The organism is Vreelandella sp. L-15 (assembly GCF_056857635.1).
Window position 1 is genome coordinate 1 of sequence record NZ_JBSXNN010000093.1, and the last position, 15399, is coordinate 15399.

The window sequence follows — 15399 nt, forward strand, 5'->3', positions numbered from 1 at the left end:
TGGAGTTTGTGTAAGACCAGCAGTGCCAAGGCATTGAAGGCAACGAACATCGAAGCAGGAACCAGGAAGGTAACGACCTGGGAATCCCCTTCCTTTCCGCCGCAAGGCGGCAGCGCAAGCTGAGGGAGGGGAGGATGTCAAACGATTGATTTACCAGCCAGACGTAGTGCTCTATGACGCGGGCGTGGATGTGCATCACGACGACCGTCTAGGCTACCTCTCACTGAGCAGCGATGGCCTCTACGCCCGCGACCGCTATGTGCTCGACCTGTGTCGCCACGCGGCCATTCCCGGGGTGGTGGCAGACGTACTGGCGGCTCATTAACGCTCCGATTGAAAAGGATGAACGCGATGCGCGCTATTTTTCTGGTCGATAACGGCTCTCTGCGGCCTCAGGCGACCCATAATCTGCGCCGCGTGGCGGCAGCGTTGAGCGAGACGCTAGGAGAGACTGTTCAGGCGGCCTCGCTGTTGCACTCCAATAAAATCCCCGCTGAAGAGGTCGATGGCATTCCCGCCATTACGTTAGGCCCCGCTGCCGAACGCAGCGCCGAGGCGGGCGCCACCGAGATTATCGTGCTGCCGTTTTTCTTCGGCCCCAGTAAAGCGCTAACGGGGTACTTGCCGGAGCGTATGGCCGCGTTGCAGGCGCGTTTTCCTAACGTGTCGGTGCGGGTTGCTCAGCCGCTGGTGGATGAACTTGGGAGTAACGACCTGCGCTTGGCACAGCTGTTGGCCGATAACGTACGTGCGCAGCTGCCTGGACAAGGTGCTGCCAAGGTCGCGCTGGTGGACCACGGCAGCCCCATCCCCGACGTTACCGCCGTGCGTAACCGCTTAGCGGGGCAATTGAGCGTGCTGTTGGGCGACGACGTGCGCTGCGTGGCGGCGGCCTCTATGGAGCGACGTGACGGCGACGAGTACCGCTTTAACGAGCCGCTGTTGGAGCACCTGCTGGATACTCCCGAATTCAGCAGCGGCCACGTGGTGCTGGCGATGCTGTTTCTCTCCCCAGGCCGTCATGCCGGTGAAGGCGGTGACATTGCCGAGATTTGCGCTGCCGCTGAACAGCGTCACCCAGGCCTGCGGGTGCGGCCGACGGCGCTGGTGGGCGAGCACCCTGCGATTGTCGACATCCTGGCCACGCGACTTCGCCAAGCGATTGATGGTGAACGTTTTCTGCTCGACATGCCCGCGCAGACGGTAAAAGACGGTGAGCAGAAGCCTTGAGGGGAGATGTAACGTGGCCCAAAGGCGCGTAGAATCGCGTGCTTTTGCACGCATGTCGCTCCTCCATCAGGGCTATGTCGCCAACCAGGGTCTCTATCTTGATCGCAACCGCCAATATCACCATGCAGTTCGGGGCCAAGCCCCTGTTCGAAAATGTCTCCGTCAAGTTCAATAACGGCCATCGCTACGGCTTGATTGGCGCCAACGGCTGCGGCAAGTCTACCTTCATGAAAATCCTCGGCGGCGAGCTGGAGCCCTCTTCAGGCCAGGTGATGCTGGATAGCAGCACCCGGCTGGGCAAGCTGCGTCAGGACCAGTTTGCCTATGAGAACGAGCGGGTGATCGACACCGTCATCATGGGCAACGCGGAGCTGTGGAAAGTGGCCGCCGAGCGTGAGCGGATCTACTCGCTGGCCGAGATGAGCGAAGAAGACGGCATGGCCGTGGCCGACCTGGAAGTGCAGTATGCCGAGCTGGATGGCTACACCGCCGAGTCCCGCGCGGGCGAGCTGCTGCTGGGCCTGGGTATTCCCATCGAACAGCACGTCGGCCCCATGAGCGAAGTCGCCCCCGGCTGGAAGCTGCGCGTGCTGCTGGCCCAGGCACTGTTCTCCGACCCGGACGTACTGCTGCTCGACGAGCCCACCAACCACCTGGACATCAATACCATCCGCTGGCTGGAAGATATTCTGAAAGCGCGCAGCAGCACCATGGTGATCATTTCCCACGACCGCCACTTCCTGAACAGCGTCTGCACCCACATGGCCGACCTGGATTACGGCGAGATCACCCTGTTCCCCGGTAACTACGACGACTACATGACGGCCGCCACCGCTGCCCGTGAGCGTCAGCATGCCGACAACGCCAAGAAAAAAGCGCAAATTGCCGAGCTTCAGCAGTTCGTCAGCCGCTTCTCGGCGAACGCCTCCAAGGCCAAGCAGGCCACCTCCCGGGCGCGCCAGATCGACAAGATCAAGCTGGAAGACATCAAGCCCTCCAGTCGCGTCAGTCCGTTCATTCGTTTCGACCAGAACAAGAAGATCCACCGCAACGCGGTAAACGTTGATGCCATTACCAAAGGCTACGACGGCGAACCGCTGTTCAAGCGTTTTTCCATGACCGTGGAAGCGGGCGAGCGGATTGCCATTATCGGCCCCAACGGCATTGGCAAAACCACCCTGCTGAAAACCCTGGGCGGAGATCTACGCCCAGACGCCGGTGAAGTGAAGTGGACCGACGCCGCCGAGCTAGGCATCTTTGCCCAAGACCACGCCGATGACTTCGCCAACGACGCCACGCTGTTTGAGTGGATGGGCCAGTGGACCAAAGGCGGCGAGCAAGTAGTACGCGGCGCGCTGGGCCGCATGCTGTTCTCCAGCGACGACATCAACAAGTCGGTGAAGGTGATCTCTGGGGGCGAGCAGGGGCGGATGCTGTTCGGTAAGCTAACGCTCACCAACCCCAATGTGCTGCTGATGGACGAGCCCACCAACCACTTGGATATGGAGTCCATCGAGGCGCTCAACCTGGCGCTGGAGAACTACCCCGGCACGCTGCTGTTCGTCAGCCACGACCGCGAGTTCGTCTCCAGCCTGGCCACGCGCATCATCGACATGCAGCCGGAGGGCATCGTCGACTTCAGCGGCAGCTACGACGACTACCTGCGCAGCCAGGGCGTGATCTGAGTCAGCCGATGATCTGCGCGTAAGTGGATTCGCTGGCCGGTTCTCGGTCAGCGTCCAGCATGTCGCCGCTGAAGGTCTCGTTCATCTCTTTGGCGAGCTCTACATACACGTGCATCTGCTGATTGCGGCGTTTATGCAGCGGTGGCTTCACCAGCAGGCTAACCCCCCGAATAGGCTCGTGGGTTTCCCCGCGCAGCAGGTCGGGCATTTCCCCAGGCGGGAAGGCGTTGGCCACGGTAATCGGGTTAGATGCCTGCTGGCCGTCGATCAAAAACACCTTCTTGATCGCGTCGTAATGGGCGCCTTTTTCCCTCAGCCACTCGGTCAGTCGGGCATCGGTCGAGGCATCCGGCTGATTGAAGATGACGAACAGCGAATGCTGTTTTACCTTGCCGGTTCGTTTGGTTGACGGCGGCGGCGGAGGCTCTTCAGCGGGCGGGGGCGTGGTGTCCTTGGCCACGGCGGGGTTGGGCTCTACGGCTTTTTCCCTGGCACGCCGCCGCTTGGGCATGACGACGTAGATGAAGATCAACGCGGCCACCACGCCCAGTAACAAGGAGGCGAAAGCCAGCAGTACGGGAAGAGAAGTCATATCCATGGAGTGAATCCCTGTTGTCCGTTAACGCCTAGGCGCTATTCAACCGCCAGATGGAAGCATTGAGCGCCATAGACGGCCAGGCTGGCACCGCGCAGAGGCGCATCTTCGGTCATGTAGACCCGCCAGCCGTCGGGGGCGAAAGCGTGCCCTGTCATGGCGGCGGCTCCCACCAGCAGTAGCGAGACGAGCAGCGCCAGCAAAGAGCCGAACATGAGCGACCTATCCAGCAGTAGGGATATCGCGTTAAAACGATAGAATCAACAGATTAACAGTGTTTCACGCGCTCAAGGCATAAAAAAGCACCACCTGAGTGATGCTTTTCATGCTTCAGGGTTCCCCCAAGTGGGGAAACCCTGAGCACGCGTTGGCCTGAAACGTTTAGCCGATACGGTCGTAACCGTTATTCAGGAAAGGATAATCGGTGTAGCCCTTCTCATCGCCGCCATAGAACGTTTCATGGTTCGGCTCGGTGAGCGGGGCGTTCACACGGAAGCGTTCCGGCAAATCGGGGTTGGCGATGTAGGGGCGGCCAAAGGCCACGGCATCGGCGGTGTTTTCCTTGATGCGCGCTTCGGCACGCTCGGCGTCGTAGTTGCCGCAGTAGATCAGGCTGCCGCTGAAGCGCTCGCGCATCTGCTCGCGGAAACCATCGGGAAAAGTGATATCGCCACCTGCCCAGTTGGGCTCGTTCAGGTGCAGGTAGGCCAGGCCGCGCTTGGAAAGCTCTTCGGCCATGTAGAACGCCATCGCTTCCGGTTCGTCGTCGGTCAAGCCGAACAGCTCGATGAACGGCGTCATACGGATGCCGACACGCTCAGCACCAAACACTTCCACGACCGCATCGACCACTTCCAGCGGGAATCGGGCACGGTTTTCCAGCGAACCGCCGTACTGGTCGGTGCGCTTATTGGTGCCGGTGGCCAGGAACTGGTTCAACAGGTAAGCGTTGGCAGCGTGGACTTCGACCATATCGAACCCGGCGCGCTTGGCACGGATGGCCGCTTGGCGGTAATCATCCACGATGCCAGGAATCTCGTTGGTTTCCAGCGCACGCGGCGTGCTGGTGGGGTGCTGACCAGCGGTGCCGTCTTCGAATTCAACAAAGCACTGAGCGCCTTCACCTTTCAGCGCGCTGGGAGCTACCGGCTGCTGGCCGTTCGGCTGCACCATCTCATGGGAAACGCGGCCCACATGCCACAGCTGCAGCGCAATACGGCCACCCTTGGCGTGAACCGCATTCACGACGCCTTTCCAGCCTGCTTCCTGCTCGTCGGTCCAAATGCCGGGCGTGTACACATAACCACGGGCAGTGGGAGAAATGTTGGTGGCTTCGCTAATGATCAGGCCCGCACCGGCACGCTGGCCGTAATAGGCTTCCTGCATTTTACCCGGCACGCTATCCGGCGTGCGCGAACGGGTCAGCGGCGCCATGATGACGCGGTTAGGAATGGTCAAACTACCTAGCGTGGTGGGGGTAAACAGCGTCTCGTACGCCATAGGGAAAAACTCCTTTGCAGCAGTGGGTATCATCGTGGCAAACAGAATAGACCAGTTTACTAGTGAGCGCCAACAACGATGCTATGCCCTAGTTAATGGGGGCGGACGAGCAAAACAAAACCCCGCCGAGTAAATGAGGCGGGGTTGAGGAGGGGGCAAGGCGGTGGAGAGTGACTCTGGTGAGGTCTTTCATCGCAGAATTGCATTTGCCAGCACCGTTCTACATCATGAGGTTAACTTAAACATGATAGGGGCTAACGCGTGCGCTATGACGGCAACCAAACGCCCGAGCAAGCGGCTCGGGACAAGATAGATAAGCGCTTGCGGGCATGCGGTTGGCACGTTCAAGATAAGGATACACTCGATTTTAATGCGGGTTTGGGCATCGCCGTACGCGAGTATCAGACGTCGATTGGCCCAGCCGACTATGTACTGTTTGTTGATCGGCAAGCGGTTGGCATTATCGAAGCCAAGCCCGATAGCTGGGGTGCGTGGCTAACCTCGGTGGAAGAGCAGTCGGCAGGTTATGCCAATGCCAAGTTAAAATGGGTGACGCTCAATGAGTCACTTCCTTTTATCTACGAGTGCACGGGGCAGGTGACACGCTTTACCAGTACTCAAGACCCGGTACCTCGTTCACGAGAAGTGTTTAGCTTTCATCGGCCAGAAACGCTGAGCGTATGGTTACAAGCTCCACACTCTTTTCGCTCTGGCCTTGCCTCGCTTCCTTCGCTCAATCATGAAGGTTTGCGCGACTGTCAGATTACGGCCATTACCAACCTAGAAGCTTCACTCAAGGCAGACAAACCCCGTGCACTTGTACAGATGGCGACAGGGTCAGGCAAAACATTCACCGCCATCACTCAGGCGTACCGACTGCTAAAACATGCGGGAGCGCGCCGCATTCTATTTCTGGTTGATACCAAGAACCTGGGCGAACAGGCCGAGCAAGAATTTATGGCGTTCATCCCCAACGATGACAACCGCAAATTCACTGAGCTTTATAACGTTCAACGGCTCAACTCGCCTTCTATCGCAAGCGATAACCAGGTTGTAATCTCGACGATCCAGCGCATGTACGCCACACTCAAGGGTGAAGAATTAAGCGAAGGGGCGGAAGAAGAGCATCCCGCTGAACACACATGGCGACCCAAGGAGCCGGTGCCGGTTGTTTACAACCCTAAGCTGCCACCGGAATACTTCGATGTTGTCGTCATCGACGAATGCCACCGCTCTATCTACAACTTATGGCGTCAGGTGATTGAGTATTTTGATTCCTACCTGATTGGCCTCACCGCGACGCCGGATAACCGCACTTACGGCTTCTTTCAGAAAAATGTAGTTAGCGAATACACCCATGAAAATGCCGTTGCTGACAAGGTTAACGTGGGCAACGACGTCTATCTGATCGAGACGGAAATCACTCAGAAGGGTGAAACGCTCAAGCCGGAACAATTGATCGAAAAACGCCAACGCGATACCCGCGCTAAACGCTGGGAAACCCAGGACGACGAGCTAGCCTACGCAGCGACCCAGCTCGACCGTTCTGTCGTTAACCCTGATCAGATCCGCACCGTAATTCGTGCTTTCCACGATAAGTGGCCCGAGATATTCCCTGGCCGCAAGGAACTGCCTAAAACGCTGATCTTTGCCAAAACGGATAGCCATGCCGACGATATCATCCAAACCGTCCGCCAGGAGTTTAACGAAGGCAACGACTTCTGTCGCAAGATCACCAACGGCGCAAAGAATCCGAAATCTTCGCTCTCGGCCTTCCGCAATGACTACTACCCGCGCATCGCGGTGACCGTAGATATGATTGCCACCGGCACCGATGTAAAGCCGCTTGAATGCTTGCTGTTCATGCGCGACGTAAAATCGAAAAACTACTTCGAGCAGATGAAAGGGCGTGGCACCCGTGTGATGAAAGCCGATGATCTTCAAAAGGTGTCGCCTTCCGCTCAAGCCAAAACCCACTATGTGATTGTGGATGCGGTAGGTGTGACAAAATCACTTAAAACCGCCAGTCAGCCTTTAGATTCCAAGCCCTCTATCCCGTTTAAAGATCTCGCCATGGGGCTGATGATGGGCGATCGTTCCGAAGAGACGGTGAGTTCGCTAGCAGCTCGACTGGCGAGGCTCGATCACAAGTTAAGCGCTGACGACCATCAGAAAATTACTGCGGAAGCAGGCACTTCGCTTACCGCTATTGTGAGTGACTTATTCAATGCCATCGACCCCGACAAAGTAGAGGCCGATGCCAAAGCCGCTGGCTACCCGGAGCCTGATGATGCTGCCATGCAAACAGCTCGGGAAGCGCGCATCAAACAGGCGGCCAACATATTCACCGGCCCGCTGATTAAGTTAATGGATACCGTTCGTCGCGATAACGAACAGACCATCGACCACGAAAATCTTGATACACTGCTGCGCACCGAATGGGCTGGCAGTGTGGCGGAAAACGCACAACAAATCACCCAGGAGTTCGAGGCGTATCTTGATGAAAACCGCGATCAGATAGAGGCGCTGACCATCTATTTCAACACCCCCGCTCGCCGCTCAGAAGTCACCTACGCGATGTTCAAGGACGTGCTGAAGAAGCTTACCAATGATCGCCCGCGGTTGGCACCACTGGCCGTGTGGCAGGCCTATGCACACTTGGATGAGTACAAAGGCAGCAATCCTGCCAGCGACCTTACCGCGCTAGTGGCGCTCATTCGCCGGGTAACGGGGCTGGACGCGACGCTGACGCCACACTCTGAGCGGGTGCGGCGCAACTTCCAGAACTGGGTGTTGAACCGCCACGCAGGTCACGGCGACAAATTCACTGAAGAACAGATGGAGTGGCTACGTATGATCCGCGACCACCTCGCCACCTCATTTACCATTGAACGCGACGACCTCGATATGGCCCCGTTTGACAGCCGGGGTGGCCTGGGGCAAATGTACGCCCTCTTTGGCGATAATATGGACGATATGATGACTGAAATTAATAAGGCGCTCTCGGCATGACGGATTTGCCGAATGGATGGGCCGAAGCCCCTCTTTGTGAACTAATTGCGCACGACGGTATTTTTACGGATGGCGACTGGGTCGAGAGTAAAGATCAAGATCCCAATGGCCTGGTGCGCTTAATCCAGTTGGCGGACATTGCTGATAGCCATTTCGTCAACAAATCATCACGCTTTTTGACCCGCGAGAAGGCAGAGGAACTTAACTGTACCTTTCTCGAAAAAGGCGATCTACTGGTTGCACGGATGCCTGACCCTCTGGGTCGATGCTGCATTTTTCCCTTTGATGGAGAAGAAAGATTCGTCACTGTTGTTGATATTTGTGTCATTAGGCTGGGCAGCGCTTCAATAGAGCCACGCTACCTTATGAGGGCAATCAATTCACCGGAGGTTCGCGGTAAGATTTCCGCCTTGCAGTCTGGGTCGACTCGCAAACGTATTTCACGCGGTAATCTTGCTAACATCGCTATTCCGATTCCTCCCATAAATGAACAACGTCGCATAGTCGAAAAAATAGAAACGCTTTACGACGAGATTGATAAGGGCGTTGAGAGTCTACAAGCGGCAAAAAACACCCTGGGTCTCTACCACCAATCACTGTTGAAAGCCGCTTTTGAAGGGCGCCTTACCGCTGATTGGCGTGAAAAAAACGCTGATAAGTTGGAAGACCCTGAAGCGCTGCTTGCTATGCTGGAAGAAGAGCGCGGCAAATGGCACGAGCAAGAACTTGAACGTTGGCTAGAAGATATAGCCGAATGGGAAAGCGAAGGATCTAAAGGGCCGAAACCGCGGAAACTCGAGGCATACAAGTCCAGCACCGAACTGACCGATGCAGAACGCCTAGTATTACCGAAGTTGCCAACGGATTGGATCTATGTACGCTTGAATGACATCGCGCATATTGGGTCAGGTATGTCTGTCAGTAAAGCGCGCAAACCTGAGAATCCCATTGAAACTCCTTATCTGCGAGTCGCCAATGTCCAACGTGGTCGGCTAAACCTTGCAGAAATAAAGACGATGCCGGTGGAGCAGTCACAACTAAAAACGCTGTCTCTTCGAACCTGGGACATCTTGTTTAATGAGGGAGGAGACCGTGACAAATTGGGGCGCGGTTGGATTTGGGAAGATCAAGTCGAAATCTGCATAACACAAAACCATGTTTTCCGGGCAACACCGTTTCGTCATGACAGGAGTTGGTCATTGTTCGTTTCTCAGTGGGGCAACAGCTATGGCCGCGACTACTTTGAAGCAGGTGGTAAACAGACGACAAATTTGGCCTCAATCAACAAGTCCGTTCTGAAGGCACTGCCAGTCCCAGTTTGCTCCCCCAGCGAACATGCCGAGATTGTTAGCCTCTTGGACGAAAAGTTTGAGGCCGCCGATGCCTTAGAAGCCGAGATCAATGCGGGCCTCGCACGTGCAGCCGCCCTGCGGCAGTCTATTCTAAAGAAGGCATTTTCTGGTCAACTCGTTTCTCAAGATCCTACGGATGAACCTGCTAGTGAGCTGCTAACGCGAATCAAGGTCGAAAAAGCAGAGAAAGAGCGGGCTACTAAGCTCGAACGCAAGACCACTGCATCACGAAAACCGAAAATGAAGGTAAGGAGGCCAACATTGACCAACTTGATTGAAGTGCTAAAAAAACAAAATGGTTGGATCTCGGCGTCTAAAGCCGCTCAAGAATTGGGCGTTTTCGATGGGGCATCTTCTGATGATGTCGAGGCGTTCTATCGTCAGCTCAAGGAGCATCTGCAGAATAAGGATGAAACGATCAAGGTAGAACGTCGAGGTGATGAAGACTGGTTAAGGCTCGCTAAAGCTGAGGTGAGCTAAATGCGTATCGACTGGCTTTGGTTAGATAATTATAAGAATCTTAGCGATTTGACGATTAACTTTTCTCAAGACCATCTAATCACTGTACTGATCGGGCGTAATGGCACCGGCAAGTCCAACGTGCTGGAAGCCCTGACCATCATTTTCCGAGATCTGTTGATGGGTGAGCGGTTTCCATCATTCCAATATCGGATCGCTTATGAAATCCGTGGCCGATGGGTATTCGTTGATGCGGATCCAGAAAAAAAGAGTCCTTATCGAGCAAAAACAATAAGTAAAGATGACCAGCCCGAGCCTTATCCGGTTGGAGCTCTCTTCGAAGATCTGAAAGGTGAGTTGATCAGCCGGGCTAAGCTGGTTGGTGAAGACTCCAAGTATCTTCCGCGCTTTCTGTTTGGTTACTACTCGGGTGAAAGCGAGCGGATGAGGGAAGTGTTTCGAAAATATCTTAAAAGCTACGATGACAAGCTGATTAAGAACCTTGATCCAGGGCTAAAGCGTATGTTTTTCGCTGAGCCTGTGCACAGCAATTTTGTGCTGCTTTCGTTTATTGTTAATAACAAGAAGCAGACAGACGAATTTCTGCAAAAGCAATTGGGCCTTGAAGAAGGGGGGATTGAATCTGTTCTATTCGTGCTCAAGCAGCCTTATTGGTACAACAAAAATGCGTCTGGGGGAGATGCTCGTTTTTGGAACTCTAAGGGCATTGTGCGAGACTTTCTTGCCAAATTATATGATATTTCATTAGCGCCGATTCGCGTTAAGCGACGTGAGTTATATGATGTTAGGCGTTCTAGAGAGCTTGAATATCTTTACCTGTTTGCTAAGGATATCGATGCCCTTCGAGAGCTGGCTCAAGGTAAGTCATCTGCTGAATTTTTCCGAGACTTGGAGAGTACGCACGTTTCAGGATTGATTGACGAGGTAAGGATCAGAGTAAAACTGAAAAAGAACGATGGTTCTGTCACATTTCGTGAGCTAAGTGAAGGTGAACAGCAGTTGTTAACCGTTCTTGGTCTTCTTCAGTTTACATCCGCAGAAGCCAGCCTGTTTCTGCTGGACGAACCAGATACCCACCTTAATCCGCGCTGGAGTGTTGAATATATCCAACATATCCGAGATTTCCTCAAGGACGAGAACGATAAAAATCAGTCTAGCCATGTCCTTCTTGCAACACATAACCCTATTGCGGTTGCAGAGTTGCGAAAAGAGCAAGTACAGATACTGAAACGTGATGATGAGACTTTGAGTATTTCGGCTCAGGAGCCTGATGTTGATCCCATTGGGATGGGATATGCTGGTGTTATAACGAGCGAGATGTTTGGTTTAAATGCTGCCGTCGACACTACTACCCAGAAGTTGCTTGAAATACAAAGAGTTTTGTCTGTTAAAAGTCAACTGAGCGAGAGAGAAAAAGCTGAGCTTGAAGATACAACTAGCAAGCTGGAAACTTTGGGTTTCCGTTACCAAATGCGCGACCCAGTCTATACAGAGTATTTGAAGGCTCGCGCTGAGAAAAGCTCTCTTAAAAGGAAGGAGAGTGATGAGAGTGCAGAAGTATTAGATCCTGATGAAACTCGCCGCTTAGTTTTAGAAGCTTTAAAAAATATGGAAGATGAGGGGGAGTCATGAGGTTTATTGATATTGCTTTTATTGCACCCCCTGAAGGGTTCGCCGATAAGGTTATATCGGCGCAGGAGGGTGGTGACGAGAATATTGATAAGCATTCACATATTTGGCGAGAATGCAAAAAAAGCCTCAAACAAGCCTCTTACGATAAGTGCTACTACTGTGAAATGAAAGATATACGCTCAGATGGCACTGTAGATCACTATCGCCCGAAATCAAAATACAAATGGGCTGCTTACAGATTTGATAATTTTCGCTTCGCGTGTACTTTTTGCAATAGCCGTAGAACGGATCAGAAGACAGGTGAAGTCGGTGGGAAAGGAGCGGATTTCCCGCTTTTTGAAGGTTGTGTACGTGCAACTTGCCCCGAAGAGTCTGATAATGAGCTACCTCTTCTACTTGACCCTTGCAACGCAGCTGATCCAGATGCACTGGATTATCGCACTGACGGAGCAACGGTGCCAAAGAGTGAAATTGAGACGGACCCTCAAAGAATGAGGGCTGTAACTTCGATTGAAGCATACCACTTAAATCACTCTGACTTGCAGGAAGCAAGAAGACAGACGGCAATTGAAATTCAAGAGAAGATTATAGAGGCCGAAGCTTCGATGAAACGTTTCACGAATGGTGATATCACAGCACGGCAGGCATACTCGTCGGCTATCCGAGATCTTAAACGACGGTTGGATCAACGTGCTGAACTCTCAGCATTTTCCAAACGAGTTCTGCAAGCCTATAGGAATAAACCTCTTGTCGAGCAAATTTTGGCGGCTGCTTAGGAGAGATAACGAACACTCGCTCCATCATTTCTAACGTCAGAAGCTCTGGCTCTAACCTTGCATAACGATGGCGTAAGCTAAGTAATTATAATTATCTGACCTTTTTTAAGGTGGCCGATGAATAACAAACTCCCCATTAACATCGATGACTTGCTCCATCACCGCACGGTGGAAAGCGAGCGTATCGAGTATAAGGAAGGCTGGAACCCTGAGGCTATCCTGCATACCTTATGTGCCTTCGCTAATGACTTTCACAACTTGGGTGGCGGTTATGTGTTGGTGGGCGTTGCTGAAGAAAACGGCCAGCCTCAGTTGCCGCCTGCTGGTCTGTTACCTGAACAAATCGATGCCATTCAAAAAGAGCTGTTAAATCTGGGGCACTCGGCCATTGCGCCGCATTATCATCCGTTAACCGCTACCTATGATATTCAGGGTAAAACCATTCTGGTGCTGTGGGCGCCAGGTGGAGAAACACGTCCTTATAAGGCCAAAACTAGCTTCGGCAAGAAGAGTGATTGGGCCTATTACCTGCGTAAACATACCAGCACCGTAAAGGCCTCGGGGCAGGATGAACGAGAGCTGCTCAGTTTGGCAGCCACCGTGCCTTTTGATGATCGTTATCGTCAAACCGCCGGTTTAAGTGACCTTTCACCCTACTTGATGCGTGATTTTCTGCACGACATTGGAAGCGAATTGGCGGTCGAAGCCCGCGAACTGGATATTGAAACCCTGGGTCGCCGAATGAATGTGGTCGGTGGGCCAAGCGAGATGGCTTTTCCCAAAAATGTCGGTTTACTGTTTTTTAATGAGCAACCCGAGCGATTTTTTCCCGCTACTCAAATAGATGTTGTGTATTTTCCGGATGGTGCAGGTGGCGACCATTTTGAAGAAAAAGTGTTCAAGGGGCCGCTGGGCCACATCACTCGCGATGCCTTGGACTACATCAATCGCAACTATTTAAAAGAAGGCGTAACCAAACACGCTGATCGTCCTCAGGCTGAGCGTTTCTGGAATTTTCCGCTGGCTGCCATTGAAGAGGCGGTGGTGAATGCGGTTTACCATCGTTCCTATGAAATTCGTGAACCCATTGAAATACGTATTGATGGTCAAGAGCTGATGGTACTGAGCTTCCCAGGGCCAGACCGCTCTATCCGCTTGCAAGACCTGCAGGCAGGTAAAGCCGTCAGCCGCCGTTACCGCAATCGGCGCATTGGCGAGTTTTTAAAAGAGCTGGATTTAACCGAAGGCCGTTCAACAGGTGTGCCAAAGATTCTTCGCGTGATGAAATCGAACGGTTCTCCAGATCCAGTTTTCGAAACTGACAATGAACGCAGCTACTTCTTAATTCGTTTGCCTGTTCACGAAGGATTTTTGGTGAATATGGAGGCAGTGGCCGAAGTCACCCCCGAAGTCACCCCCGAAATGTTACGATTGCTTGGAGTGTTCGAGGGTGAAATGGGTAGAGTGGATTTAATGGCAGCCTTGGGGCTGCAAGATGAAAAGCATTTCAGAGAACACTATCAGCAAATCGCCATTCAGCAGGGGTTAATCGAGATGACAATCCCTGACAAACCTCGTAGTCGTCTGCAAAAGTACCGCTTAACCGTTTTAGGCCAGCGAGTGCTGGCCACCAAGGATACGCATTAATGAATACCGCCCCCATTATTTCCAAGGTCTGGAGTTTTTGCACCACGCTGCGCGACGACGGTGTGGGCTATGGCGATTATTTGGAACAGCTGACCTATCTTATCTTCCTCAAGATGGCGGATGAATACGCCAAGCCGCCTTACAATCGCCATGTGGGCATTCCCGAAGGATACGACTGGGCGAGCCTGACACGCTTGCGCGGCGCAGAATTAGAAGTGCATTACGTCACTCTGCTGCGCAAGTTGGGCGAACAGAGAGGCATGCTGGGTCAGATATTTACCAAGGCGCAAAATAAGATCACTGACCCAGCCAAGCTGTACCGTCTGATCGATATGGTGGACGGCACGAAGTGGGTGATGTTAGGCGCTGATGTGAAGGGCGATATCTATGAAGGCCTGCTGGAACGCAATGCCGAAGATACCAAGTCTGGAGCGGGCCAATATTTCACTCCTCGTGCTTTGATTCGCGCGATAGTGGAATGCGTTCGCCCTGAGCCTGGCAAAACAATCGCCGATCCCGCATGTGGCACCGGTGGCTTTTTTCTGGCAGCTCATGACTTCCTGACTAACTCTGAAAATTATGCCCTGGACAAGGATCAGAAGAGCTTTCTCAAACACTCGACCTTTTTTGGTAACGAAATTGTTGCGGGCACTCGTAGGCTCTGCCTGATGAACATGTTCTTGCATGGGATCGGTGAAATTACCGGCGAATCGCTGGTATCTCCCGCCGATGCACTAGTATCACCATCTGATGAAACCTTTGATTACGTATTGGCGAACCCACCATTCGGCAAGAAAAGCTCAATGAGTTTCACCAATGCCGAAGGCGAGCAGACATCTGAGGAGCTCAACTACAATCGTCAGGATTTCTGGGCGTCCACCTCGAACAAGCAGCTTAATTTTGTTCAGCACATTCGTACGATGCTAAAAACGACGGGTAGAGCAGCCGTTGTGGTGCCTGATAACGTGCTGTTTGAAGGCGGTGCAGGCGAAACGATTCGCCGCAAGCTACTTCAAACCACAGATCTGCACACCATTTTGCGGTTACCGACCGGTATTTTCTACGCGCAGGGGGTTAAGGCGAACGTTCTTTTCTTCGATAACCGTCCTGCTAGCCCTGACCCGCAAACTTCCAAGGTCTGGTATTACGATTACCGAACCAATGTGCATCACACGCTGAAGCAGAAGCCTCTTACCTACACTCATTTAGAAGATTTTATTGCCTGTTACCACACCAGCAATCGCCATGAACGAACGCCCACCTGGAGCGAAGAAACGTCAGCTGGACGGTGGCGCGCTTTTGATCGAGAAGAGTTATTGGCGAGAGATAAAGCGAGCCTTGATATCTTCTGGCTTCGCGATGCCTCAATGACGGATCTGGAAAATTTGCCAGAGCCTGAGGTATTAGCAGAGGAGATTATGGAAAACCTGCGCTCAGCGTTGGCAAGCTTCGAAACTGTGAACGAATAGAAGGTAACTGGTCAGAGGTGA

General features: G+C 53.2%; 12 protein-coding genes. 9 read left to right on the top strand and 3 right to left on the bottom strand.

All coding sequences use genetic code 11. The annotated features are described in order from the left end of the window. Positions 1–145: 145 nt before the first annotated feature. The 3 genes from AC13CY_RS14460 (at position 146) to AC13CY_RS14470 (ending at position 2915) form a co-directional block, all read left to right on the top strand. A complete protein-coding gene (locus AC13CY_RS14460) occupies positions 146–325 on the top strand; it encodes a hypothetical protein (protein ID WP_483052683.1) in 180 nt (59 codons plus the stop codon). A 26-nt stretch (positions 326–351) separates the two neighbouring features. Further along, positions 352–1230 (top strand): sirohydrochlorin chelatase, encoded by an 879-nt coding sequence (locus AC13CY_RS14465; RefSeq protein ID WP_483052684.1) that lies wholly within the window; start codon positions 352–354, stop codon positions 1228–1230. Between the two features lie 98 nt (positions 1231–1328). Further along, positions 1329–2915: an ABC-F family ATPase gene (locus tag AC13CY_RS14470; RefSeq protein ID WP_483052685.1), complete on the top strand. Its 1587-nt coding sequence runs from the start codon at positions 1329–1331 to the stop codon at positions 2913–2915. A gap of 1 nt (position 2916) precedes the next feature. Here AC13CY_RS14470 and AC13CY_RS14475 read toward each other — a convergent pair whose 3' ends face one another. The 3 genes from AC13CY_RS14475 to AC13CY_RS14485 all read right to left on the bottom strand — a co-directional run bounded on the left by AC13CY_RS14475 (position 2917) and on the right by AC13CY_RS14485 (position 5010). Continuing rightward, the gene (locus tag AC13CY_RS14475) at positions 2917–3513 is read right to left on the bottom strand and encodes a cell division protein ZipA C-terminal FtsZ-binding domain-containing protein (RefSeq protein ID WP_483052686.1); all 597 of its coding nucleotides are present in this window, start codon (positions 3511–3513) and stop codon (positions 2917–2919) included. 35 nt (positions 3514–3548) lie between these two features. Continuing rightward, positions 3549–3725 (bottom strand): hypothetical protein, encoded by a 177-nt coding sequence (locus AC13CY_RS14480; protein WP_197746064.1) that lies wholly within the window; start codon positions 3723–3725, stop codon positions 3549–3551. 166 nt (positions 3726–3891) lie between these two features. Then, positions 3892–5010, bottom strand: coding sequence for an alkene reductase (locus AC13CY_RS14485; protein WP_044630182.1), 1119 nt, complete (start codon positions 5008–5010; stop codon positions 3892–3894). A 261-nt stretch (positions 5011–5271) separates the two neighbouring features. On the opposite strand from AC13CY_RS14485, the gene AC13CY_RS14490 reads away from it, so the two are divergent. The 6 genes from AC13CY_RS14490 to AC13CY_RS14515 all read left to right on the top strand — a co-directional run bounded on the left by AC13CY_RS14490 (position 5272) and on the right by AC13CY_RS14515 (position 15378). Beyond that, entirely contained in the window at positions 5272–8022 is a 2751-nt protein-coding gene (locus AC13CY_RS14490) for a type I restriction endonuclease subunit R (protein ID WP_483052687.1), read from the top strand. Continuing rightward, a complete protein-coding gene (locus AC13CY_RS14495; RefSeq protein ID WP_483052688.1) occupies positions 8019–9854 on the top strand; it encodes a restriction endonuclease subunit S in 1836 nt (611 codons plus the stop codon). Before AC13CY_RS14490 ends, AC13CY_RS14495 begins: the two co-directional genes overlap by 4 nt. Continuing rightward, positions 9855–11486 (top strand): AAA family ATPase, encoded by a 1632-nt coding sequence (locus tag AC13CY_RS14500; RefSeq protein ID WP_483052689.1) that lies wholly within the window; start codon positions 9855–9857, stop codon positions 11484–11486. After that, positions 11483–12262 (top strand): HNH endonuclease, encoded by a 780-nt coding sequence (locus tag AC13CY_RS14505; protein WP_483052690.1) that lies wholly within the window; start codon positions 11483–11485, stop codon positions 12260–12262. The genes AC13CY_RS14500 and AC13CY_RS14505 overlap by 4 nt, the downstream gene beginning before the upstream one ends. Positions 12263–12379: 117 nt before the next feature. Beyond that, on the top strand, positions 12380–13909 hold the full coding sequence (locus AC13CY_RS14510; protein WP_483052691.1) for a Fic family protein: 1530 nt from the start codon (positions 12380–12382) through the stop codon (positions 13907–13909). Further along, positions 13909–15378, top strand: a complete 1470-nt coding sequence (locus AC13CY_RS14515) for a type I restriction-modification system subunit M (RefSeq protein ID WP_483052692.1) — start codon at positions 13909–13911, stop codon at positions 15376–15378. The genes AC13CY_RS14510 and AC13CY_RS14515 overlap by 1 nt, the downstream gene beginning before the upstream one ends. Positions 15379–15399 lie beyond the last annotated feature (21 nt).